Raw genomic sequence first — 21,723 nt, 5'->3', positions numbered from 1 at the left:
GTGGAGGGAATCTCAATATGCATTCACTTGGCGACAAGGATATGACCTCATGGTCTATTGACATGGAAGCGAATTTGCTGACAATGTCGAATGTTTTGGAGAAATGGGTGGACTGTTCAGATCATGCTTTAACGCATAACCCCAATTTTTTACGTGAATATGTGTACGGTGAGGATCTTGAACGGTTTGATGCGTATATAGATAAATTATACTCTGGTCACCTATGTAATCTTGAGTATCGTATGCAGTTACCTGCAAAAGCGCTGAAGTGGGTTCAAAGTATAGGCACGCCCGTTTTTAATCAAGAGCATAAGGTTTGTCGAATAGATGGCGTCATCATAGATATCACGGAACAAAAAAATGCTCAAGTCCAGTTAGAGAGTAGCTTTTCTCTGTATCAGCAGATGTTTGCTACGATCGATGTGGCGATTTGGTCTTACGATTACGTATCACGGAAAATGTTATTCATATCGGATGCCATTTTCAATATCACGGGATATTCACCAGAACAGGCGAAGGAAGATGACTTTTGGCTAAGAATTGCTCCTAAAGAAGAGCGGCCTTTAATTCAAGAGATTATAACTACAGTGGGGCAAGGAATAAGCAATCTCAGTGAATATCGGATCATCCATGCCAGCGGTGAACTCCGATGGGTCCAAGTCAGGATCATTCCCAGTATGGATGAGACAGGGGCAGTGGTACGGCTCAATGGGATCTTAATCGACCATACGGAAAAAAAGCAGATGCAAGAGGTTCTATTAAAAAGTGAGCAGCGCTACAAATCCCTGTTTGACCATAACCCAGATATTGTGTGTGAATTGGATCTGCAGGGCAGCATTGTGGCTATCAATCCAGCGGCAGAGCAAATTACTGGCGAAGCTTTTAATAGATTCGGAGAAAACTTATCCATTGTGAATTTATTTGGTGCAGAGAATTCGCATATGATGTCTGATTATTTTGAGAAAACGGTTGGCGGAGTTCTGCAGCATTACACGGTTACTTCTATCCGCGAGAATGGATTAGTTAACCATTGGTCGATGAAAAACATCCCTGTACATGAAAACAATCAAATTGTAGGTACCTTTGTTATCGCAAGAGATATCACTGCATCTGTGGAGGTGGAAAAGCGGCTGGCTCAGCGGGAGGCGGAGTACAGGCTTATTACAGAGAATATGGAGGATATGATTGGGGTTCTGGATCAGCAAGGGAACTTCATTATTGCTTCGTCCTCTTGTGAGAAAATTATTGGGCTTCCTGTAGGTTCAATAAAGAACACAACTATTTTGGAGTATATTCATCCTGATGAACAAGAAGTGTTGCGGGAACAGATCTTGGATATTTTTCGGACAAAAGTATGTAAGATGTTTTACAATCGGTTTATTCACATCAAAGGTCACATTATAGATCTGGAATGCTTGGGTACACCTGTTCTTGGTGAGGATGGAGAAGTAGTTAGTATTGTGATCGTAGCAAGAGATATTACAAAAAGGGTTCAGATGGAGAGTGAACTTAGAGAAAGCGAGGAACTCAATCGGCTGCTTATTGATATGTCACCTGAAGCGGTAGTACTCCATAGTGAATATAAATTCCTTTATGTGAATTTTTCCTGTTTAGGATTGTTTGGAGTGTGCAGTGAGGATCAATTGATTGGCACCTCTATTTTTAATTGGGCCCACCCAGACTATATAACGCTGGCTAGAGATCGGATGCGTGAAATCTATTATGGACCCAATCGGATATTAGCTCCTATTGAACAAAAGGTCGTGCGGTCAGATGGATCTATTATCGATGTAGAAGTAACAGCTAGCTCAATTCTATATAAGGGTAAGGTTGCATGTATCTCTATCTTTAGGGATATCAGTGATCGGAAAAAAATTGAGGTGGAAAGACAGCTTACAGAGCAGATCATTCGGAACAGCGAGGAAAGGTATTTCAACTTACAGATGAGTCTTGATCAATTCTCGCAAGATTTGTTTGGTGCGATGAAGATCAGTCACATGGAACAACGATTACTGAAAGAAGTTAGAGAGGTCTTGCGGGTTACCAATATTTGTATGGTTGAAGTTGATGATAACCATGATAAAATATGCGAGATTATTGAGACCGAGCGGGGCTATTCACTTAAGATCGGAGAGTTCCGAAGAAAAAGCTATATTCTATCCATTAATGAGAAGTCTATTTTATTAGAAATAAGTTCTGTTCGAGTGTGGCTGAAGACGATTACCCGTTATGTTAGTGTGTTATTTGATAATTTTTTGCTCATAGAAGATCTAACTAAGGACCTTGAGTTAGCGGCTTCCGAGCAAGCTCCGACATGGTTGCTGCGCTTTATGTTTAATTTATCCGAGAATGAACGCAAACGGCTTGCTCAAGATCTACATGATTCAGCACTTCAAGAACAGATCATCTGGTATCGTAAGCTTGATAATTTTTTAAGTGATAAATCCGTTACGGGGGAACTAAAGGAGCAGCTAGAACAGATCACAGAAGGTTTACTCGATGTTATCTATGAACTGCGGATGATCTGCAATGAGCTTAGGCCACCAGCATTAATCAATGAGGGGCTTGCTTCCTCACTTGAGACGTTGTTTGAATTTGCTCAGCTGCGGAACGACTATCAGATTTATTTTGAGTCAACAGCTTTCAAGCATAAGTTAAAAGACGAGATTCTAATAGGTCTGTACCGTATTGTGCAGGAACTTTTGGCTAACGCAGCTAAACATTCTTGTGCCACAGAAGTACGTATCTCCTTAGCTAGCGAAGGGCAACAGGTGCTTTTGGATTATGAAGATAACGGAATTGGAATGAGCCTTTTAGGAGAGGATTCTCTTAAGAGCATGGGGATTTATGGGATGAAAGAAAGGGTTCGCAGTATGGATGGGACCATACGATTTCTTTCGCCAGAGAATAAGGGATTAGCTGTCTTTATATCCATACCTGCAGATTAATCATGGGGCATAATAAGGGGATAGGGGTGTATTAGGCATGATTCGAATTTTGTTAGTGGACGACCATCCCTCTGTCATGGAAGGGACTAAGATGATACTGGAACAAGAGGGAGATATGGAGGTTACCCTAGCCAATTCAGCCCATGAGGCGCTTAACATGGTGGGTAGCCATACGTTTGACGTGATGCTGTTTGATCTTCATATCGCTGATGGGAATGGGATTGATTTGGCGAAGGAAGTCTTAAAAATAAACGCAGACGCGATTATCTTAATCTATACCGGATACGAAATTACAAACAAATTCAACTTGATGATCGAATCGGGTTTGTTTGGATTTATTTCAAAAACGACCAATAGAGAGCAGTTGGTTGCAGCAGTGCGTTGTGCTTTAAGGGGAGATGTCATTTTGCCTCATACCCTAGTTAAACAGTTAAGAAAAGTATCACCTAAAGGAATGGAGATTAATATTGACCAAGCAAACCCGAAGATAAGCAAAAAAGAGCATGAAATGCTGACAGAGATTGCAAAAGGAAAAAGCAACAAGGAAATAGCAGAGATTGTACTTATGAGTCAACGATCGCTGGAATACAGTTTAACGAGTCTGTTCCAAAAACTAAATGTGAAATCAAGAATTGAAGCGGCAATAAAAGCTAAACGACTGGGCATATTGAAGGAGTCCGATTTCAACAATTCACTATGAAAATTCGTAACAAACAAATAGATCAAAATCCCGTTCACGGTGCTGTGAGGCGGGATTTTTTGGTCTGCGCTTTTTTTGCGGGACGACGCAATATTTTTGCGTGGTCGCGCTATTTTTTTTCGGTTACCTTAATCTGCTTACCGTATATGATGAAATAGTTCCTAAGAATTACTAAAAAATGACTAACGCCAATGAGGGGCTGAGGAAAATGAAGTGGTTTTATAATTTAAGGACAGCAGTGAAGTTAATCTCCGCATTTCTGTTAGTATCCGCAATATTGTGCTTTGTAGGATTCTATGGAATTACGAATTTGAGTAAGATGGACCGCTCTATCGTGGACATGTACGAAAATCGCTTAACACCTATAGCTTATCTAGGAGAAGCGAATGAACTATTTTTAACAAATAGAATCAATATCCGTGATATAAACACGATGGCTAAAACAGCGGCAGAAAAGAAAGAATACGAAGATAAAATACATAAAAACGTTCAAAGTATTGAAGAGATCATGGGTAAATATAGCAAGACTGCGTTGAGGGAAGAAGAATTGGCGATAATGAAAGATTATCCTGAGATCTGGCAACGTTATATCACAAGTCTTGATGATACTATTGAAATTGATAAAACAAATATTAGTAATGAGAAATATACAAATTATTTGCGCGAAAGTGATTTGCAAACAGCCACAACAGAGCTGACTAACTTTCTGCAAAAATTAATAGACATCAATATGAAGCAGGCTCAAGGTTCGATTGTTAATGCCAATGACCTTTATCAGTCCTCTCGTTTGATTACGTTTAGCGTTACTATTGTTGCGCTGCTCATCAGTATTGGTCTGGGTCTTCTAATATCGCAGATCATAGCACGGCCTCTAAATCAAGTAATGCGCCTGCTAGGTAAAGTGGCTAATGGTGATTTAAGCGAAACGTCGAATCTGGAATCTAAGGACGAGATTGGAATGCTAGCTTATTCTGTTAATGAAATGGTTCTGAACCTAAGACGCACTGTTAGCGGCATTTCCTCTTCTGCGGAAAGTGTCTCAGCTGCTGCACAGCAAATCTCAGCAAGTACAGAGGAAGTAGCTAGTGGAAGTATGAGTCAAGCTAGTGCAGCACAAACGATGAATGAGTTGTTCCGAGAATTATCTGCGGCGATTAATTCAGTAGCCCAGAGTGCTGAACAGGCTTCTGAGCTTTCAGATCAAACGATGCGTATCGCTCAAGATGGAGGGATCGTGGTTAAGAACTCCGTACAAGGAATGGCAGTACTGGATACACAAATGTCTAGACTTGCGGAAGACTCCGATAAGATTGGTGAGATTATCGCGGTGATTGAAGATATTGCCCAACAAACAAATCTGCTTGCCCTAAACGCAGCGATAGAAGCGGCCCGCGCAGGTGAACAAGGTCGAGGTTTTGCCGTTGTTGCGAATGAAGTAAGAAAGTTAGCTGAGCGGAGCAGTGGGGCTACGAAACAAATCACGGGCATTATCAAAGAAATGCAGAAGAATACGCAGCACAGTGTAAATGCTGTAGTAGAAGGAGTAGCTTTTTCACAAAAAAATGGAGAAGCCTTTGAACATATCCTTACGATGGTGAACGATACCGCTCATAAAGTAACAGAAATTGCAGCTGCCAGTGAAGAACAGGCCGCACAATCGTCTGAGGTGATGTTCTCAATTGAGAGCATATCCGCCGCAACTGAAGAAATGGCGGCAAGCAGCAGTGAAACGGCAACGACCGCCAATGCTTTGGCTCAGCTAGCAGAAGAGTTAAATAGTCTGGTATCTATTTTTAAAGTTAAATAAACAGTGTCAGGGTATTATCATTGATAGGAGAGGAGAAGTAGTGCAAAAAATAAAGGTGCTCGTTGTAGCTGCTTCAGTAACCATGCGTAAACAGATCTCGAACCTAATTTCGGAGGATTCAAGCCTCGAGGTCATTGGAGTAGCTCGAAATGCATCCGAAGCGATCAGCATGGTTCAAAAACTCAGGCCCGATGTCGTGGCTATAGATATAGAAATGCCGGAATTGAACGGTTTGGTAGCACTCACAAGCATAATGTCTCAGCGGCCAACACCTATACTTATCCTGAGCTCCGCTACAAAGGATGGAATAACAGCAACCATTACTGCTCTACAAAATGGTGCAGTGGATTTCATATCCAAGCCGGCTCAATCTTATGGACCTGGTCTATACAGCATAAAAGATGAGTTATTATTCAAAATTAAGAAAGCCGCTGAAATTCCTTTAAGAACTCTTATTCTTAACAATATAAACATCTCCAAAGTGAAAGCTCGACAAGAGAAACAAAACAACGTTAAGAGTGGATGTACAGAAGTTATTGAGCAGATCGTGGGAATTGGATGCGGAGTAGGGGGGCCGAAGGCATTAGAAATCTTAATTTCCTCGCTCCCGGCGAGCTTCCCGTATCCCCTGCTGGTTGTTCAACATATGCCACCTAAGTACACAAAAGCATTGGCGGAACGACTGAATCGGTTCTCAAGTGTACGGGTGGTGGAAGCCAAGGACAAGCAATCGGTGCTCGGTGGAACCGTCTATATCGCTCCAGGTAATTCTCATATGACCATTATTCAGGAGGGGCAGGATCTCAGAATAAAACTTATGAAAAAGCCTGCAGTGAATGGACACTGTCCTTCGGTCGATATCTTGTTTGAGTCTATATCTGCACTAACTGGTCTACAGCAGCATTTAATCCTAATGACCGGAATGGGAAGTGATGGCGCCAAAGGGATGCTGGCTGCTAAACACGCTGGCGCCCAATCAACGCTAGTAGAATCGCAAGAAACTTCTATTGAAAGTGAAATGCCTGAAGCAGCCGCGAAGCTGGGTTGTGTGGATTACGAGCTGCCCTCGCATTTGTTAGCCTCGAAGATTATGGAGGTTACGGGGGAGCTGAGATACCGGAGGGATGCATTTCCATCGGTTTGAAGGGTCTTATTTTACTACTAAAAAAGCGTTGGCAGGATAAAATCCGCCAATGCTTTTTTGTGTTTCATGTTGACACTTTCAAGTGATAACAATTATCATTTACGAAGCAAGAGTAGAGATCATGTAACTCATCGTATACAAGGAGCGAAGAAGGAGAGGTTTGCGATGACTTTAAATATATTGAATATGGAAATTCATGATCTTTTTGATCAATTTACAGAACGGATAGAGGGGCATGTTGAACATAACCAATGGGAACAGCGGCTTACTATTCCTTCACATATTGGTAAGGGAAGCGTCACCCGTACACGGATTCGTCCAGGTATGGAGATTATGTATACGGACATAACTTACGAACAGGATATGAAGCTCCACATTCAAGAAGCTTGTCCGTTGTTTGAACTAAGCTATAATCTAAGCGGAGAAATCTATTGCGAATGGAACGGCAAGGAAAGTTACACGGATAAACAAATGGGCAATGTCCTTTTTCTAGAGGATGTTCAGGTGTATGAAGAGAAAAAAGCAGGTGTCCCCAATCAATTGCTGGAAATACGGTTTGCTCCTAGTGAACTGCTGAATTACGCCGGAGATTTATCGGAGACACAGCAAATGGAAACCTGGCTTAGACATCATCGTGGAAATATTGATCGTTATCCAGATACTGCGGCAATCCGAAAATGTGTCTCCGAAATGATCCACTGTACCTATCATGGAACATTGAGACGTTTATATATGGAGAGCAAAGCCCTTGAATTTATTGCTTTGTTTGGTGAGTCTGATGGTTACGGTTCTATTAGCGATAGTATGACGCTGCGGCATGATGATATTACTAATCTGAAGCGGGTACATGAATTGGTGCAAATCCATTTCGAACAACCGTTATCTATACGTGAGTTGGCTAAGCGGGTAGGTATCAACGAATTCAAGCTGAAAAAAGGCTTCCGCGAATTATTTGGCATGACGATCTTCGAGCTTGTACGTATAAAAAGGATGGAGAAAGCGCTCTGGTATATGGAGGTTGAAGGTTTGAATATAGGGAAAACAGCTGTTTCGGTCGGATATAGCAATGTCAGCAATTTCACGACGACCTTCCGTAAGCATTATGGCTGCAATCCAAGCGAATACTTAAAACGTATCGAACAACAGAGTTTGGAACGAAACAGGCTGTAGGAAGATTTGTAAATGCAGAAAGCTTAAAGCTTCAAGTGTTAGAACATAGGGTTCGGAATCGAACGTTATCTTCTGCATGCTTGAGGTTTTTTTGTGTTTGCTCCCTTATCAAGGAGTGAACCTCCCTTAACAGGTAGAGAAAAAGACCACTCTAAATGATAATAATTTCATAGATTGCAGATAAAAAGGTGGTCATACAATGGGACAACAACAAGTAGATTCACGCAGGTGGTATGCGCTGGGGGTTATTTTACTGCCAACATTACTTATTTCATTAAATACTTATATGATTCAAGTTGCGCTTCCATCTATGCAATATAGCTTGAACGCAAGCTTTTCGGAAGCACAGCTTATCGTTACCGGATTTTCGCTAGGATTAGCTGTGGCGTTGATTATTAGCGGAAAGCTTGGGGATATATACGGCAGAAAACGGATGTTGATGATCGGGGTGAGCGGGTTTACGGTCATGGCAGTGTTAGGCGGATTGACCTCAGATCCGGCACTTCTGATTGTTATTCGGATTGTGCAGGGATTGGCTGCGGCGCTTATTCAACCTCAGGTTCTATCTACGCTGCAGGTCAGTTTTCTGCCAAAGGAAAAAGGGCTTGTTTTCGGCATTTACGGCGCCATGATTGGCATTGGATTTGCATTCGGATTCATCCTCGGAGGTACTATTGTGAATTGGAATCCGTTCGATCTCGGTTGGCGGACAGTATTTTTTTTCAATGTGCCATTTGGACTTCTCGTCCTGCTGTTAATGCCGATTGTACCTGAAACACGGGCTGAGCAGGCGGGCAGTATTGATTGGACTGGAAGCTTCCTACTGCTGATCGGTTTGTTCCTGTTGATCTATCCGTTGTCAGAGGGACAAAAACAAGGGTGGCCGTTGTGGATTTTTGGCTGTCTAATGTTAGCTCTTTTCGTGTTGTTTACTTTTATCTGGGTTGAAAATCGAAAGGGAAAGCAGGGGACGTTACCGTTAGTCGATCTGTCTATTTTCAGAGATCGAACATTTAGCGCTGGTCTGGCAACCGTTCTTGTCCTTTATCTAAGTATGTTCTCTTTCTTTTTTATTTTGAGCTATTATATGCAATTTGGTTTGCACTATAGTGTTCAAGATACGAGTATGGTTTTCTTGCCTATAGGGATAGGCTTTTTTATGACTTCCCTAATCTCGTCTCGAATGGTCAAAAGATGGGGGATGAGTGTACTTAAGATAGGAGCGCTGATGATGGGGAGCTGTAGTCTGCTGCTTATGTTAGAGCTAAATGTGGACGTTACGCAGCTGCTAGACCCTCGTAATATCCTACTATTATTGATATATGGTTTCGGTCTTGGAATGGCTACTACGCCCCTAGTTAACGTCACGCTTAGTTCAGTACCCACAAAGATCACGGGCACGGGTTCAGGCTTGATCACTACCTTTATGTATTTTGCGAATTCGTTAGGAGTGGCGTTAATCGGTATTTTATTCTCCGCTTCGCTAAAGCATTCTCTTTTGGAAGCAGATCTAGCGGATTATGTAAGGGCGTTTTCCTTCTCATTAGCAGCAATCGGAGGACTTGCTTTTACTGGTTTTCTTTGCCTTTGTTTTTTGCGGGAGCGGAAATTGTAGAGGAGGTATCCTGCTTTTTTTGCGCTGTGAGCAATCTAACAAACGAACGCCCTTCTTAGCTTTATAGTAATACCGAGTGATTGAATTCCATTTAATGTAACTCACTCCAAACCTATCAATGAGAAGGTGCCAGGATGTCCATACTGCAAGTAGAGAATCTCTCGAAAGAATATAAAGGCAAAGGCAAAACGAATCGGTTTCGAGCGCTGAACGGGATTAGTCTTAGTGTGGATAGCGGCGAGTTTGTGGCGATTATGGGACCCTCGGGGAGCGGGAAAACAACACTTTTAAATATACTAAGCGGAATCGACACGGAGTATAGTGGGGTTGTAAGAATTGCAGATACTAGTATAAGTGAGATGTCCAAGAACGAGCTTGCGATTTTTCGCCGGCAGCGTATGGGATTCGTTTTTCAGGATTACAATCTGCTGGATAGTCTGACCCTACGGGAAAATATCATGGTGCCCATGGTGCTGGATGATCAAGAGGCAGTAGATATCAATGCCAAGACAGATGAGACGTTATCGCTATTCGATCTGGATGAGGTGAAGGACAAATATCCTTATATGGTTTCAGGGGGGCAACAGCAGCGGGCGGCGATCAGCAGGGCGATTATAAATCATCCAGATGTGATTTTTGCGGACGAGCCGACGGGGAATTTGGATTCCAAAACCTCGAGTACGGTGATGAAGACCTTCGCCAAGCTCAACACTCTAAAAGGAGCAACGATAGTGATGGTCACGCATGATCCTTTTGCGGCCAGCTATTGTAATCGGGTGCTTTTTATCAAAGATGGGAAGGCTCTACTAGAGATTGCTAGAGAGAATAAAGAGCGCAGAGCATTTTTGGATCTGATTCTGGAGAACCTGGCCTTTATTGGAGGGGGAGAAGATGACCTTTAGGAGAATGGCATTTCAGATATTTAAGGCGAATCTTAGAAGATATTTGTTATTTTTCCTATGCAGCAGCTTTACGGTCATGATCTTTTTTACATTTTATTCGCTGTACAGTAATCCTGATTTTAATGACCCTTATCAAGTGAATGGGATGGTGTCAGGTAATTTATATGCTCCTTTTTTGGTGATAAGGGTGTTTGCTGTTCTGTTTATTGTATATGCTCAAATGGCCTTTTTAAAATTCAGAAAAAGCGACTTTGGGCTATTAATGGTACTTGGAATGACAAGCCACAATATCCGCAAAATCATTTTGTTCGAGAATAGCATGATCGCTTTAGCCTCGATTCTCACTGGTTTAGGTACAGGGACAGTTTTCTCCGGTATTTTTTTCTTGATTGTTTCGCTGTTTGTAAATATTGGGGACAGCGCTTTTATACTGACGCCGGATAGTTATCTGTATACCTTTAAATTCTTCGCGGTGATTTACATAGTGGTGATTGCAGTCAATTTGCTACTAACTTTGCGATACAGTATTTTACGTCTTTTAAAAGAGTCCAGAACCGCAGAACGCAACCTGATTCATGGGAAAATCACCGGGGTCATCGGAGTTTTGCTCTTGGGAATCTCCGTTTATAATATGCTCACTCATTACAACCCTTCCGATGCTCGCATGATGTTAATAAATCTGGGAATTAGTATGTTAGGCGTTTATTTGCTGCTGTCAGGACTTGGGGACTGGTTGAAACTTTTTATATCGCGATCAAGCAGAGCATATCACAAGCACCTGCTGTTTAGTTCCAATTTGATCTATACCCTTGGTCGCTCCAAAATAGTGCTTTCTCTTATCACCTTCCTCGTCTTCATCACGATTTCTCTAAGCGGAATTATTTTTTATTTGACCTGGAATGCTGAGGATATTCCGGTTGCAAACAATCCATATGATATTGCCTATTCAGAAGTATTCGGAAAAAATAGCATCTCACCAAAAATACTAAGCGAGATCACGGATCATGGCGCCACGCCGCTGCTTTCACACCAAAAGCTGGAGTATATCGACTTGTTTAATTTCAAAATATTTCTGGACCAGAATATAAACGCATTAATCGGCACTGATTATCATGTGGAGAAAGATCACTTTCTAAATCTGGCCATAGTTGCACAAGGAGAAGAGTGGAAGAATCAAAGACCGGAAATGCCCACCTTTGATCTGATGCTTGCTTCCGGGAAGCATACGCTGTATTCACAAGGTATCCTATTTGACATGGTATTTAACCCTGTGCCGAATCTAATGAATGGTCTTCATATCATTGTAAACGAAGAGGATTATATGGCGCTGAAAGCGGAAAATAAAAAAGCGATCGGTAATCTTCAGCTCCTGAATTTTAAGGATTGGAAAAAAACTGCGGATATAGATGCTAAGTTAAATGCCGCTTTAGCCAAATATAACAAAGACAATACAGAGTCCTGGTATGGCAATGAACGGCAAGAGGCCCTCGTATTCTCTACGAAGTCTAGAATAAGTGACTATCTACAGTTACAGGAGTCTGGCCGATTTGGAATCTTCGTAATTTCATTTGTTGGTTTAATATTTTTCGGCGCCTCCGGGATAGTGCTGCATTTCAGTATTCAGACCGATTTAGAGCGTGAGCGGATCAAATTCAGGAAGCTGAACAAGATTGGAATTACTTCTAAGGACGTGGCTCGCATTATAGGCGGCCCTTTAAAAGTGCTGTTTTTTCTCCCGTATGCATTAGGTATTGCGTTGTCTTCTTTTTATGTTGTTAGTTCTTCCAGGGTTGAAATGTCTACAGCTCTGGAGCCGATGTGGTTTTGTTTGTTAGTAGGCGGAGCGTATCTTTTATTTCAAGTCCTTTTTTATCGTATATACACCAAAATATACACTCACAATATGCTGGCACATATTCAGCTACTCGATATTCCTTTAATAGAACAAAAGGGGATTTCAATTTAATCCCAAATATGATAATATTGGTGCACAAAACGTAGGGGGATTACATTTGAAAAAGATTTTATCCAGAATTGCAGTCGCATTAATGATCTTGACCCTTGTTGCGATAGTCACTTGCTTTTATATTGGTGAATTCACCTATGCGTATGGATTAATTTTGGTGCTGTTTTTCGTATTTGCGGGGATGGGACAGCTCTATAAGCTTAAAAATGATGAGTATATGTACAAAAAACTAAATAACACCGATGAGTATAATGAATATACTAGATGATATAAATTCAACAGAAACTTCTTATGTATAGCCAAACCCCCCACTTTAGACAGTGCCTAAAGTGGGGGGTTTTTGTATGTGCCTATGTTTATTTCTTACCGTTGCGTTCAAGAATCATATCTACGAACAGATCAATCTGTGCGGTAATCGCAATCGGATCATAGCGGTAGTAGGTATCAAAATCATTGTAAAATAGATGATCGTTCTTCGCAGCATCAAGTCCGTTCCAAACTGGAGATTCCTTCAGTTCTTTCAGCTTATCCCCTTTTTTGTCAGGATCATAAGTGGTGAGGAACATGTAGTCAGCTGCATATTCGGGCAATAGCTCCATGGACAGCTGCAACGTTTGGTTGTCGTTGCTGTTCTTAGTAGGCATTTTTAGCTTAAGTGCGTTATAAAGGGCTTGTCCGCCACGGCCAGCATTATTTCCGAAGGTCCATAGCTCCCCTTTATCAGTCAGCTCATAGATTCCAAAAGTATCATTTTCATTTACGACACCTTTAAGCTTCTCGCGGCCTTCAGCAGCCTTTTTCTCAAAGTCAGCAATAAATTGTTCAGCTTTGTCAGGCACACCTACAATGTCACCGAACAGTTTAACAGTTTCATAGATATTTGTAGCGGTTCCGTATGGAATATGAATGGTTGGAGCAATTTTGGATAAAGCATCGTAGTTATCATCGTACATAACGACGATCAGGTCAGGTGTAAGTTCCAGAGCTTTCTCGGCGTTAACCGGAGCACCGACATCTTGTGTGTTTGTGAGCAGGTCTTTCAAGAAGGGATTATCAAAGGTACTAGGTTCGACACCTACAACATTTGCTCCTACGGAGAGCAACTCCCCACCATAATAATCTGTAATAATCCGCTGTGGTTTTACAGGTATCTGTACAGTACCTTTAGTGGTTTCATAGCTACGCATTTCAGCTGCTGAAGCCTCAGGAGCAGCCGTTGGCTCAGTGCTTGGTGCTTTAGTTGCTTCTGTTGTCTTATTAGATGAAGCGTTGTTCGTTCCCCCGCAAGCTGTCACAAATACAGACAATAACATTATGAGTGCCAGGATGGGGAAGAGGGTCTTTCTTTTTAGCATGATAAACCTCCCTATATATATGTACCAACAAATAATAATGAGAATCATTATCACTATTATTTTCAATTTGAACTTTATCAAATCCTAGAATTCCTGTCAATGCAATAAAATAAATGCCTCCTATTAAATCTATCTATTGCCAAACCTAGGAAGGCTCATTTACAATAGCATAGTGATAATGAGAATCAATTTCATAGAAATAGGGTGGCATTCATGAATCAACAGATATCTTCCAAGATTAGACCTAATAAAGGGTCAGCCATACAAGAGTTCCGTTCACGTCCTTGGGCTGCCACGTTAATCTTGGTTGGCGGTCTGGTACTATTAGCACTAGGTATCGCTGTTTCAGTCTCCTTCGGAGCGGCTGATATTAAGCTTTCTGTGGTGTGGGCAGCCGTGTTTCACTTTAATCCGGAGATCATGGATCATCAGATTATTAGAGAATTACGATTACCCCGTGTACTTGGCGGGGCCATGATAGGGGCAAGCTTTGCAGTTGCGGGTGCCATTATGCAGGGGATGACCCGAAATCCACTCGCAGATTCAGGTTTGATGGGCATTAACTCAGGCGCAGGATTTGCGCTGGCGCTTTGTTTTGCATTTTTCCCGAATTTATCGTTTATGTATTTGATCCTATATTCCTTCGTTGGTGCCGGAGTAGGGGCTGGGGTTGTGTATGGGGTCGGATCATTGGCCAAGGGAGGGCTGACTCCTGCTCGTCTGGTGCTGGCGGGTGCTGCTTTTAGTGCACTGCTGTCAGCGCTGAGTGAAGGGGTAGCTTTATATTTTCATATTGGGCAAGATTTGGCTTTCTGGTATGCGGGAGGCGTGGCTGGGACGAAATGGATTCAGCTTAAAGTCATGTTCCCTTGGATAGGAGCGGCGTTAATTGGGGCTATGGTATTATCCCGGTCGATCACAATGCTCAGCCTAGGTGACGATGTTGCTAAAGGGCTTGGCCAGCGCACAGGGCTTGTTAAGCTGGCAGGGACTTTAATTGTATTGATTCTGGCTGGATCATCAGTTGCCGTAGTAGGAGCCGTTGGGTTCATTGGACTAATTATTCCCCATTTGACCCGTTTTTTTGTAGGTGTGGATTACAGATGGATCATTCCATGTTCAGCTATTCTAGGCAGTCTGCTTGCAGTATTTGCAGATTTAACAGCGCGGATGATTAATCCCCCTAATGAAACGCCGCTGGGAGCCATTATTGCACTGATCGGTGTACCGTTCTTCCTTTATCTTGCACGTAAAGAAAGGAGGGAACTGTAATGATAGAGAAAACTTCATTCGATTCCTTCCAAGCCGCCAAAAATAAACGTGGCTTAGTTATAATGATTATTTTAGCTGTACTGATTGTTATTGCTTTTATTATTAGTATGAATACAGGATACATACGTTTGACACCTATGGAGCTGCTTAATACGTTATTCGGTAAAGGGACGGATAAGCAAGAGTTAATCTTGTTTCAATTTCGGTTACCGCGTATTGTGATCTCCGTTCTGATAGGCGCAGGTTTGGCTGTATCCGGAGCTGTGATGCAGGGCGTCTTTCGTAATGCTTTGGCCGACCCCGGCATCTTAGGGATTAACGCTGGCGCAGGAATTATGGTTATGCTGTTAATTTCTTTTTACCCAACGGCAACCGCGGCTCCGGTGTATCTGCTGCCTATGGTAGCGTTTGTTGGTGCGGCAATTACTGCTGCCTTGATTTATGTCTTAGCTTATAAACGGCATGAAGGAATAAAACCCATGCGCCTGTTGCTGACTGGTGTAGCGGTTGCAGCTGGAATGAGTGCAGCGATGATCGTGCTGACTCTTCGGCTGGATCCGGAGAAGTATCAGTTTGTGGCTACTTGGCTTGCCGGGAGTATTTGGGGCACAAGCTGGAAGTTTGTACTTTCTTTACTTCCGTGGATCGTAATTCTCGTGCCGTATGTCATCTATAAAGCAAGGGTAATGAACGTCCTTAATTTGGGTGAACAGACAGCCGTAGGACTTGGGGCTGCTGTAACCAAAGAACAATTCCGGCTTCTTGCGGCTGCGGTTGGTCTAGCTGCGGCAAGTGTTGCTGTGAGTGGCGGGATTGGCTTTGTCGGCCTTGTCGGCCCCCATTTGGCGCGACGGCTAGTTGGACCCAAACATCAGCTCATGCTGCCAACCTCAGCGCTGCTCGGCTCACTGCTAGTCATTATAGCGGATACCATTGGACGCTGGATCTTACAGCCATCTGAGATCCCCACTGGAATCGTTGTTGCTGTAATTGGAGCGCCATACTTTTTGTATTTGCTAGCCCGTACTAAATCTTGATGAAAGAAGATGGTCACTCACCGGAAGGAGCGAATTTTTACAATGTTGCGTCGTTTTTTTGCTTACTATAGACCCTATAAGGGATTGTTTATTCTTGACTTCTCCTGTGCTATTGCTGCTGCACTGCTGGAACTAGTCTTCCCGTTGGCCGTTAACCGGGTAGTGGATGATATGCTGCCAAGTGGGAATTGGAAATGGATTCTCTATTCTTGCCTCGGTTTGCTGGGGATCTATATCGTCAGCGCCTTTATGCATTTTGTCGTCACTTATTGGGGGCATAAGCTGGGGATTAATATCGAGTCGGATATGAGAAAAAAGCTGTTTGATCGTGTACAGAAGCTCTCTTTCAACTTCTTCGATAATAATAAAACAGGCCATTTGGTCTCACGGATGACAAATGATCTGATGGACATCGGTGAGATTGCCCACCATGGTCCTGAAGATTTATTCATAGCAGTGATGACGCTGCTGGGTGTATTCGGTATCATGCTTAGCATTAATTGGAAATTAGCGATTCTGACCTTTGTAATTGTCCCGCTGATGATTTATTTATCCATGTACTTCAGTCGCAAAATGTCCAAAGCGTTCCACATTATGTTCGCGGACATTGCTGACTATAACGCACGCGTAGAGAACAATGTAAGCGGGATCCGTGTTGTGCAAGCTTTTGCTAATGAGAATCATGAAATTTCCCGCTTTGCGGTTAATAACGAACGCTTCCGTATTACGAAGCTAATGACCTACCGAATTATGGCTTGGAATTCATCCTTTAGCTTTGTGCTCATGAAGCTGGTCTCGTTATTCGTTCTTGTGTGCGGAACCTATTTTGTAATCCAGAAGCAGATGACCTACGGTGAATTTATTGCCTTTGTGATGTTGTCTAATGTCTTCTTAGGACCTTTGCAACAGATTAATTCGGTCATTGAGACCTATCCTAAAGGGATCGCTGGTTTCAAACGTTATCTTGAACTGCTGGAGACGGAGCCAGATGTTGATGACGCAAAAGACGCTAAGCCAGTGTCTCATCTGTCAGGGAATATAACCTTCCAGGATGTAGCTTTTGCTTATAGTGATAAGGAAAAGGTGCTAACCAATGTGAACTTATCGATTTCAGCAGGAGAGACCGTTGCGCTTGTGGGTCCATCCGGTGCTGGTAAGACAACACTTTGCAGCTTGCTGCCACGCTTTTACGATGTAAGCGAAGGCAACATCTCTATTGATGGAATAGATATTCGCTCCATGACGTTAGAATCACTTCGTTCCCATATCGGGATTGTACAACAAGATGTATTCCTGTTTGACGGAACTATCCGTGAGAACATTGCTTACGGCAGATTGGGAGCTTCCGATGAAGAAATCTGGGAGGCTGCTGGGCGCGCTCAGCTGGAAGAACTGATTAAATCTCAGCCCGCCGGGCTGGATACAATGATCGGAGAGAGAGGCGTCAAGCTTTCTGGCGGCCAGAAGCAGAGGTTGTCCATCGCCCGGATGTTCTTGAAGAATCCGACGATTCTCATTCTGGACGAAGCTACATCTGCACTGGATACTGAAACGGAGTCCGCTATACAAGAGGCGCTCGCAGAGTTGTCTGAGGGACGCACAACACTTGTTATTGCTCATCGCCTTGCAACGATCAGAAATGCGGACCGGATTGTTGTCGTTGCGGAAGGTGGCATCGCAGAACAAGGTAAGCATGAGGAACTGCTGCAGACTGCCGGAATTTACAGCCGATTGCATGAAGCGCAGTTTGGAGCTTAAGTAGCTGAAGGGATCACTAGAATATAATTTTGGAGGGACACAATGAATAAACAACTGGAATTATACGATGTAACCATTATTGGTGGCGGACCTGCTGGGATGTATACAGCTTTTTATAGCGGAATGAGAGACTTGAAGACAAAGCTAATTGAAGCGAAGGATGAGCTCGGAGGAAGAATGCTTATCTATCCCGAAAAAATGATCTGGGATGTAGGAGGCGTAACCCCAACTCTTTGTCATCAACTAATCGGTCAGCTCAAGGAGCAGGCTCAAACCTTCGATCCGACTATTGTGCTGGGTCAGCAAATTATGAATCAAGAGAGACAAGAGGATGGAACGTACATCCTGACCTCTTCTACTGGGGAACAACATTGGACCCGCACAGTCATTTTGGCCATTGGTTACGGAATTCTGCAGATGGCAAAGCTTGAAATTGAAGGTGCAGATCGTTATGAGGTGACAAATCTTCATTATACCGTTCAAGAGCTGGAGCCGTTCCGCGGTAAAAGAGTGCTAATCTCCGGTGGAGGCAACTCCGCAGTAGATTGGGCGAATGAATTGGAGCCTATCGCTGCAAGTGTGACGATTGCACATCGCCGTGAACAGTTTGGCGGGCATGAGAAAAACATTGTACGGATGAAGGAATCCTCAGTCAATGTCCGTGCGCCATATGCAGTAAGCCAATTACACAGCAGTAATGGTGAAACGATAGATCAGGTTACGATCAGTCATATAGAGACAGGTGAAACAGAGCAGTTTGAAGTGGATGCTGTCATTGTGAATCATGGTCTGAAAAGCGATTTTGGTCCGTTAAAAGAATGGGGCCTTGATATGGGCGAATGGTGTGCGAATGTAACTGATAAGCTAGAGACTAATCTTCCGGGTATATTCGCAGCAGGTGACTTTGTGGATTATGCAAGCAAGGTTCGTTTGATCGCAGGTACTTTCACTGATGCGGCTCTGGCGCTTAATAGCGCTAAGCTGTACATAGACCCAACCGCGGCCAAAGTCGCTTACGTATCTTCTCACAATGAACGGTTCAAAGAGAAGAATAAAGCGCTTGGAGTCGTTGACGACCACTAAGGATAGAGGCTTTTCAAACCATAAAATCTGAAGTTTTATATAAGGCGTATAGGGGATCTTATCCATTTCGAGCGGAGAGGAACCTTATACGCTTGCTTTATATTTTATGAGTTATTAAGTCTAGAAGTCTGGAAGGGAGCAGGAATGAAGCTATCTAATAATAACCCGGTTCATAGAATTTATCTGTTAAAAGAGGCAGGAAAACGCCAATGCGGCGGCGGTCACATTAGTAAACCCCAGATTGCCCAGTCCCCACTCTTCCTGACACCAATAGAAGCTATCGTTCAAATAACCATAGAAGGAGAGACAGTAGCTCTTAAAAATGGTGAAATTCTTTTTCTAAGCGCAGGTGCGACTTATCAAATTAATGCTCCATTAGAGACCGTTATCTCTGTTCTAGCAATCTCCTATGAGGTATATGGGCTAAGTAATAGCACGGAGCAAGAATTGGTCTATGGACTTTGCCGTGAAATTTTTCCGGTCAATGGGATTTTACCTATACGTACGACAAATAAAATAACCCGCTTATTCAGCGAATTGGAAGACGTTGCTGCCAATAATTTAGAAACACAGGCAGATAGAATTCAATCCTTGCTGCATCAGCTACATCAATTGGTCGTAGAGGCTGATGCTGAAGCAGACATTACGGATAGTTCATATTTCAGAATGCTCTCTTTTATCCACCAGAATTTGCAAAGGGAGATTACGCGGGAGATGATGTCTCGAATGATGGGCTTCAATCCTCGTTATTTCTCAGTATGGTTCCGCAAGCAGACGGGTTGGAGCTTCACCGAATATGTAGCGCATTTAAGAGTAAATAAAGCGAAAAAACACTTGATGTCCAGCAAAGCAACCATACAGGAAATTTCGCAAAAAGTAGGCTATACAGATGGACTATATCTGAGCCGCAAATTCAAGCAAGTCACCGGGATGACCCCAACAGAGTTCCGTTTGCGTCCCAAACCAAAGCGGATAGTAGCGTTGCAATTTTTAGGGGATTTACTTGCGCTGGGTGTGAAGCCTGTCGCGGTTGAAGAAGATGTGATGAATTACTCCTTGCTTTTGCTGCCGGAACTGGCGGGTGTACGATCATTTGAGTTGCAGGGATGTCCGGAGGAAGCAGAATGGCCTGGGCTGGAAGCCGATTTAGTTATTGCACCAACCTATCTGAGCCCCCGTCAGCTTAAATGCATGGAGAGGTTGGGTCCACTAGTTACGGTAGAGTGTGATAAAATGGACCGCTTGGAACAGATTCGTTTATTCGGCAGACTGCTGGGAGAAGAGGAGCGGGCAGAGGCATGGATAAGGCACTATCATTTGAAAATAGATTTGGCCAAGCAGCGCTTGTCCTCACTAATTGAATCTGGTGAAACGGTAGCGGTGTATGAGATCAGGCAAGATAACAGTATTTATATCTGGAATCATACAGCCCGCGGGGTGTACAATCTGTATCCAATGCTGGGGTTAACTCCACCGGACAAGGTAAGGTCAGATGTTCTGGAGCGGAATGATCATTTATGCATCTCACTGTCGGAATTACCAATATACGCGGCTGACCATATGTTTGTGGTTGTATCAGGACAAGAGGACTGGATGTCGAGGACACGTAAACGGATTAGTAAAAGTGCGGTTTGGCGCAATCTTCCAGCATTCAGGAATGAACGCATATATTACCTGAAGCTTGAGGAATTTTGGGGCAGCGAAGGGCTTGCGCTCGAACGCCAATTGGAGATACAGACAGATTTGTTAACCGGCCATAATTTAAGCTGACAATCGTCCATAGCAAAATTGATGTATTAGCGTGTATATATGTTTTCCCGCGGAGACGGTATATTAAACAAAGATCTAAATGATATTGATTATCAATATCATAATAATATAAAGTCTCAAGGGGGATTTTCATTGTACAAAATAATATCGTTAGGAAAAACAAGCATGATAGCCGTTATGCTTACGCTGGTGCTGCTGTTGAGCGCATGCGGACAAGCAGCTAATCAGGGGAATGCTCCAGCTAGCACGTCGGCTGAAGTGGCTAAAAGCACTAATGATTCTGTAGTTGCCAGCTCGGAGCCGGCTGCTGATGTAGAGTACTGGACATACGAAAGCGATAAAGGCCCGGTGCAGATTCCACGCAATCCACAAAGAGTTGTGATCCCGGTACAAGACTTTATTGGTGATCTTCTGACGCTTGGCGTGACGCCCATTGCCGTTGCCGGGAATGACATCTTGAACCATCCATATTTCAAAGAGGCACTGACCGGTGTTGAAGTAGTAGGCGATGACATGACGGTGTCCCTGGAGAAAATAACGAGCCTCGAACCGGACTTGATTATCACCTATCAGGAAGATACCTATGAGCAAATCTCTAAGATTGCTCCAACGGTCTTTATTCCTTGGGGCAAATACGACTATAAAGAACGATTGATCGAGATCGGGAAAATCTTGAACAAGGAGCAGCAGGCTGTAAAGTGGGTGGCGGATTTCAATCAGAAGCTGGAAGCGAAGAAAGCGGAATTGGCTGATCTGATCGCAGCTGATAAAAAAGTGGCGATCTTTGAAATTGCCGGTAAAGAGCTGTATTTATACGGTTCGTCATATGGGCGTGGTGGAGAGATTATATACAACGGATTGGGGCTGCATGCACCTGATCTTGTCCAAGAGGCAGCCTTTAAAGAAGGCTGGGCTTCCCTCTCACTCGAAGCGTTGCCCGAGTACTTAGGTGAAGCTGATTATATCTTCCAAGGCTTCAGCCGTGGTGTGGAGCAGGATAAGCTGGACATTCTGGACAGTGTCTTCTGGCAAAGCCTACCTGCTGTTAAGGCGGGTCATGTATTCACCTACGATCTTAAAACTTATTATCTCTCCGATGCTTATGCGCTGGACAAGCAGCTGGATGAGATAGTTACGTTGCTGAAGTCTCTTCAATAAGTTAATTTCAAAAGAGTAAAAGGGGATGTTCGCGGAGC

16 protein-coding genes are annotated in these 21,723 nt (G+C 43.2%); 15 read left to right on the top strand and 1 reads right to left on the bottom strand.

Annotated features, from left to right (window positions below; translation table 11 throughout):
- Window positions 1-17 precede the first annotated feature (17 nt).
- The 9 genes from MKY14_RS12290 to MKY14_RS12250 all read left to right on the top strand — a co-directional run bounded on the left by MKY14_RS12290 (window position 18) and on the right by MKY14_RS12250 (window position 12,520).
- The gene (locus MKY14_RS12290) at window positions 18-2,948 is read left to right on the top strand and encodes a sensor histidine kinase (protein ID WP_340976539.1); all 2,931 of its coding nucleotides are present in this window, start codon (window positions 18-20) and stop codon (window positions 2,946-2,948) included.
- 37 nt (window positions 2,949-2,985) lie between these two features.
- Window positions 2,986-3,648, top strand: a complete 663-nt coding sequence (locus MKY14_RS12285; RefSeq protein WP_076219667.1) for a response regulator transcription factor — start codon at window positions 2,986-2,988, stop codon at window positions 3,646-3,648.
- A gap of 208 nt (window positions 3,649-3,856) precedes the next feature.
- Window positions 3,857-5,455, top strand: coding sequence for a methyl-accepting chemotaxis protein (locus MKY14_RS12280; RefSeq protein WP_076129498.1), 1,599 nt, complete (start codon window positions 3,857-3,859; stop codon window positions 5,453-5,455).
- Between the two features lie 40 nt (window positions 5,456-5,495).
- Window positions 5,496-6,599 carry a chemotaxis-specific protein-glutamate methyltransferase CheB gene (gene cheB, locus MKY14_RS12275; protein WP_076129499.1) on the top strand — a complete coding sequence of 368 codons (1,104 nt, stop codon included), beginning with the start codon at window positions 5,496-5,498 and terminating at the stop codon, window positions 6,597-6,599.
- A gap of 165 nt (window positions 6,600-6,764) precedes the next feature.
- The gene (locus tag MKY14_RS12270; RefSeq protein ID WP_076129500.1) at window positions 6,765-7,769 is read left to right on the top strand and encodes an AraC family transcriptional regulator; all 1,005 of its coding nucleotides are present in this window, start codon (window positions 6,765-6,767) and stop codon (window positions 7,767-7,769) included.
- Window positions 7,770-7,968: 199 nt separating this feature from the next.
- Complete coding sequence (locus tag MKY14_RS12265) at window positions 7,969-9,384, top strand: MFS transporter (RefSeq protein WP_340976537.1); 1,416 nt, start codon at window positions 7,969-7,971, stop codon at window positions 9,382-9,384.
- A gap of 134 nt (window positions 9,385-9,518) precedes the next feature.
- A complete protein-coding gene (locus MKY14_RS12260; RefSeq protein WP_340976535.1) occupies window positions 9,519-10,286 on the top strand; it encodes an ABC transporter ATP-binding protein in 768 nt (255 codons plus the stop codon).
- A complete protein-coding gene (locus MKY14_RS12255) occupies window positions 10,276-12,252 on the top strand; it encodes an ABC transporter permease (protein WP_340976533.1) in 1,977 nt (658 codons plus the stop codon). The genes MKY14_RS12260 and MKY14_RS12255 overlap by 11 nt, the downstream gene beginning before the upstream one ends.
- Before the next feature lie 46 nt (window positions 12,253-12,298).
- Window positions 12,299-12,520 (top strand): hypothetical protein, encoded by a 222-nt coding sequence (locus MKY14_RS12250; RefSeq protein ID WP_076129504.1) that lies wholly within the window; start codon window positions 12,299-12,301, stop codon window positions 12,518-12,520.
- Between the two features lie 88 nt (window positions 12,521-12,608).
- On the opposite strand, the gene MKY14_RS12245 is transcribed toward MKY14_RS12250, so the two are convergent.
- Window positions 12,609-13,607: an ABC transporter substrate-binding protein gene (locus MKY14_RS12245; RefSeq protein WP_076281412.1), complete on the bottom strand. Its 999-nt coding sequence runs from the start codon at window positions 13,605-13,607 to the stop codon at window positions 12,609-12,611.
- A gap of 213 nt (window positions 13,608-13,820) precedes the next feature.
- On the opposite strand from MKY14_RS12245, the gene MKY14_RS12240 reads away from it, so the two are divergent.
- The 6 genes from MKY14_RS12240 (at window position 13,821) to MKY14_RS12215 (ending at window position 21,685) form a co-directional block, all read left to right on the top strand.
- Window positions 13,821-14,879 carry a FecCD family ABC transporter permease gene (locus tag MKY14_RS12240; protein WP_076129506.1) on the top strand — a complete coding sequence of 353 codons (1,059 nt, stop codon included), beginning with the start codon at window positions 13,821-13,823 and terminating at the stop codon, window positions 14,877-14,879.
- 62 nt (window positions 14,880-14,941) lie between these two features.
- Window positions 14,942-15,916: a FecCD family ABC transporter permease gene (locus MKY14_RS12235; RefSeq protein WP_370510750.1), complete on the top strand. Its 975-nt coding sequence runs from the start codon at window positions 14,942-14,944 to the stop codon at window positions 15,914-15,916.
- A 42-nt stretch (window positions 15,917-15,958) separates the two neighbouring features.
- Complete coding sequence (locus tag MKY14_RS12230; protein WP_076179717.1) at window positions 15,959-17,674, top strand: ABC transporter ATP-binding protein; 1,716 nt, start codon at window positions 15,959-15,961, stop codon at window positions 17,672-17,674.
- A 42-nt stretch (window positions 17,675-17,716) separates the two neighbouring features.
- Window positions 17,717-18,757: an NAD(P)/FAD-dependent oxidoreductase gene (locus MKY14_RS12225; RefSeq protein WP_076129508.1), complete on the top strand. Its 1,041-nt coding sequence runs from the start codon at window positions 17,717-17,719 to the stop codon at window positions 18,755-18,757.
- A 144-nt stretch (window positions 18,758-18,901) separates the two neighbouring features.
- Window positions 18,902-20,527, top strand: a complete 1,626-nt coding sequence (locus tag MKY14_RS12220; protein ID WP_340976531.1) for an AraC family transcriptional regulator — start codon at window positions 18,902-18,904, stop codon at window positions 20,525-20,527.
- 132 nt (window positions 20,528-20,659) lie between these two features.
- Window positions 20,660-21,685: an iron-hydroxamate ABC transporter substrate-binding protein gene (locus tag MKY14_RS12215; protein WP_340976529.1), complete on the top strand. Its 1,026-nt coding sequence runs from the start codon at window positions 20,660-20,662 to the stop codon at window positions 21,683-21,685.
- The last annotated feature ends 38 nt before the right edge of the window (window positions 21,686-21,723 follow it).

It is taken from the genome of Paenibacillus sp. FSL R5-0887, from assembly GCF_038002305.1.
GTDB classification, from domain to species: domain Bacteria; phylum Bacillota; class Bacilli; order Paenibacillales; family Paenibacillaceae; genus Paenibacillus_AQ; species Paenibacillus_AQ odorifer.
Note: the sequence above shows the minus strand (reverse complement) of the source record. Positions and strands in the feature narration are given on the sequence as shown.

Excerpts from the sequence above, each read along its gene's own strand:
- MKY14_RS12270 (WP_076129500.1), top strand. The coding sequence starts at position 6,765 with ATGACTTTAAATATATTGAATATGGAAATTCATGATCTTTTTGATCAA.
- MKY14_RS12225 (WP_076129508.1), top strand. The coding sequence starts at position 17,717 with ATGAATAAACAACTGGAATTATACGATGTAACCATTATTGGTGGCGGA.
- MKY14_RS12230 (WP_076179717.1), top strand. The coding sequence starts at position 15,959 with ATGTTGCGTCGTTTTTTTGCTTACTATAGACCCTATAAGGGATTGTTT.
- MKY14_RS12235 (WP_370510750.1), top strand. The coding sequence starts at position 14,942 with ATGATTATTTTAGCTGTACTGATTGTTATTGCTTTTATTATTAGTATG.
- MKY14_RS12220 (WP_340976531.1), top strand. The coding sequence starts at position 18,902 with ATGAAGCTATCTAATAATAACCCGGTTCATAGAATTTATCTGTTAAAA.
- MKY14_RS12290 (WP_340976539.1), top strand. The coding sequence starts at position 18 with ATGCATTCACTTGGCGACAAGGATATGACCTCATGGTCTATTGACATG.
- MKY14_RS12240 (WP_076129506.1), top strand. The coding sequence starts at position 13,821 with ATGAATCAACAGATATCTTCCAAGATTAGACCTAATAAAGGGTCAGCC.
- MKY14_RS12285 (WP_076219667.1), top strand. The coding sequence starts at position 2,986 with ATGATTCGAATTTTGTTAGTGGACGACCATCCCTCTGTCATGGAAGGG.
- MKY14_RS12265 (WP_340976537.1), top strand. The coding sequence starts at position 7,969 with ATGGGACAACAACAAGTAGATTCACGCAGGTGGTATGCGCTGGGGGTT.
- MKY14_RS12260 (WP_340976535.1), top strand. The coding sequence starts at position 9,519 with ATGTCCATACTGCAAGTAGAGAATCTCTCGAAAGAATATAAAGGCAAA.
- MKY14_RS12280 (WP_076129498.1), top strand. The coding sequence starts at position 3,857 with ATGAAGTGGTTTTATAATTTAAGGACAGCAGTGAAGTTAATCTCCGCA.
- MKY14_RS12245 (WP_076281412.1), bottom strand. The coding sequence starts at position 13,607 with ATGCTAAAAAGAAAGACCCTCTTCCCCATCCTGGCACTCATAATGTTA.
- MKY14_RS12255 (WP_340976533.1), top strand. The coding sequence starts at position 10,276 with ATGACCTTTAGGAGAATGGCATTTCAGATATTTAAGGCGAATCTTAGA.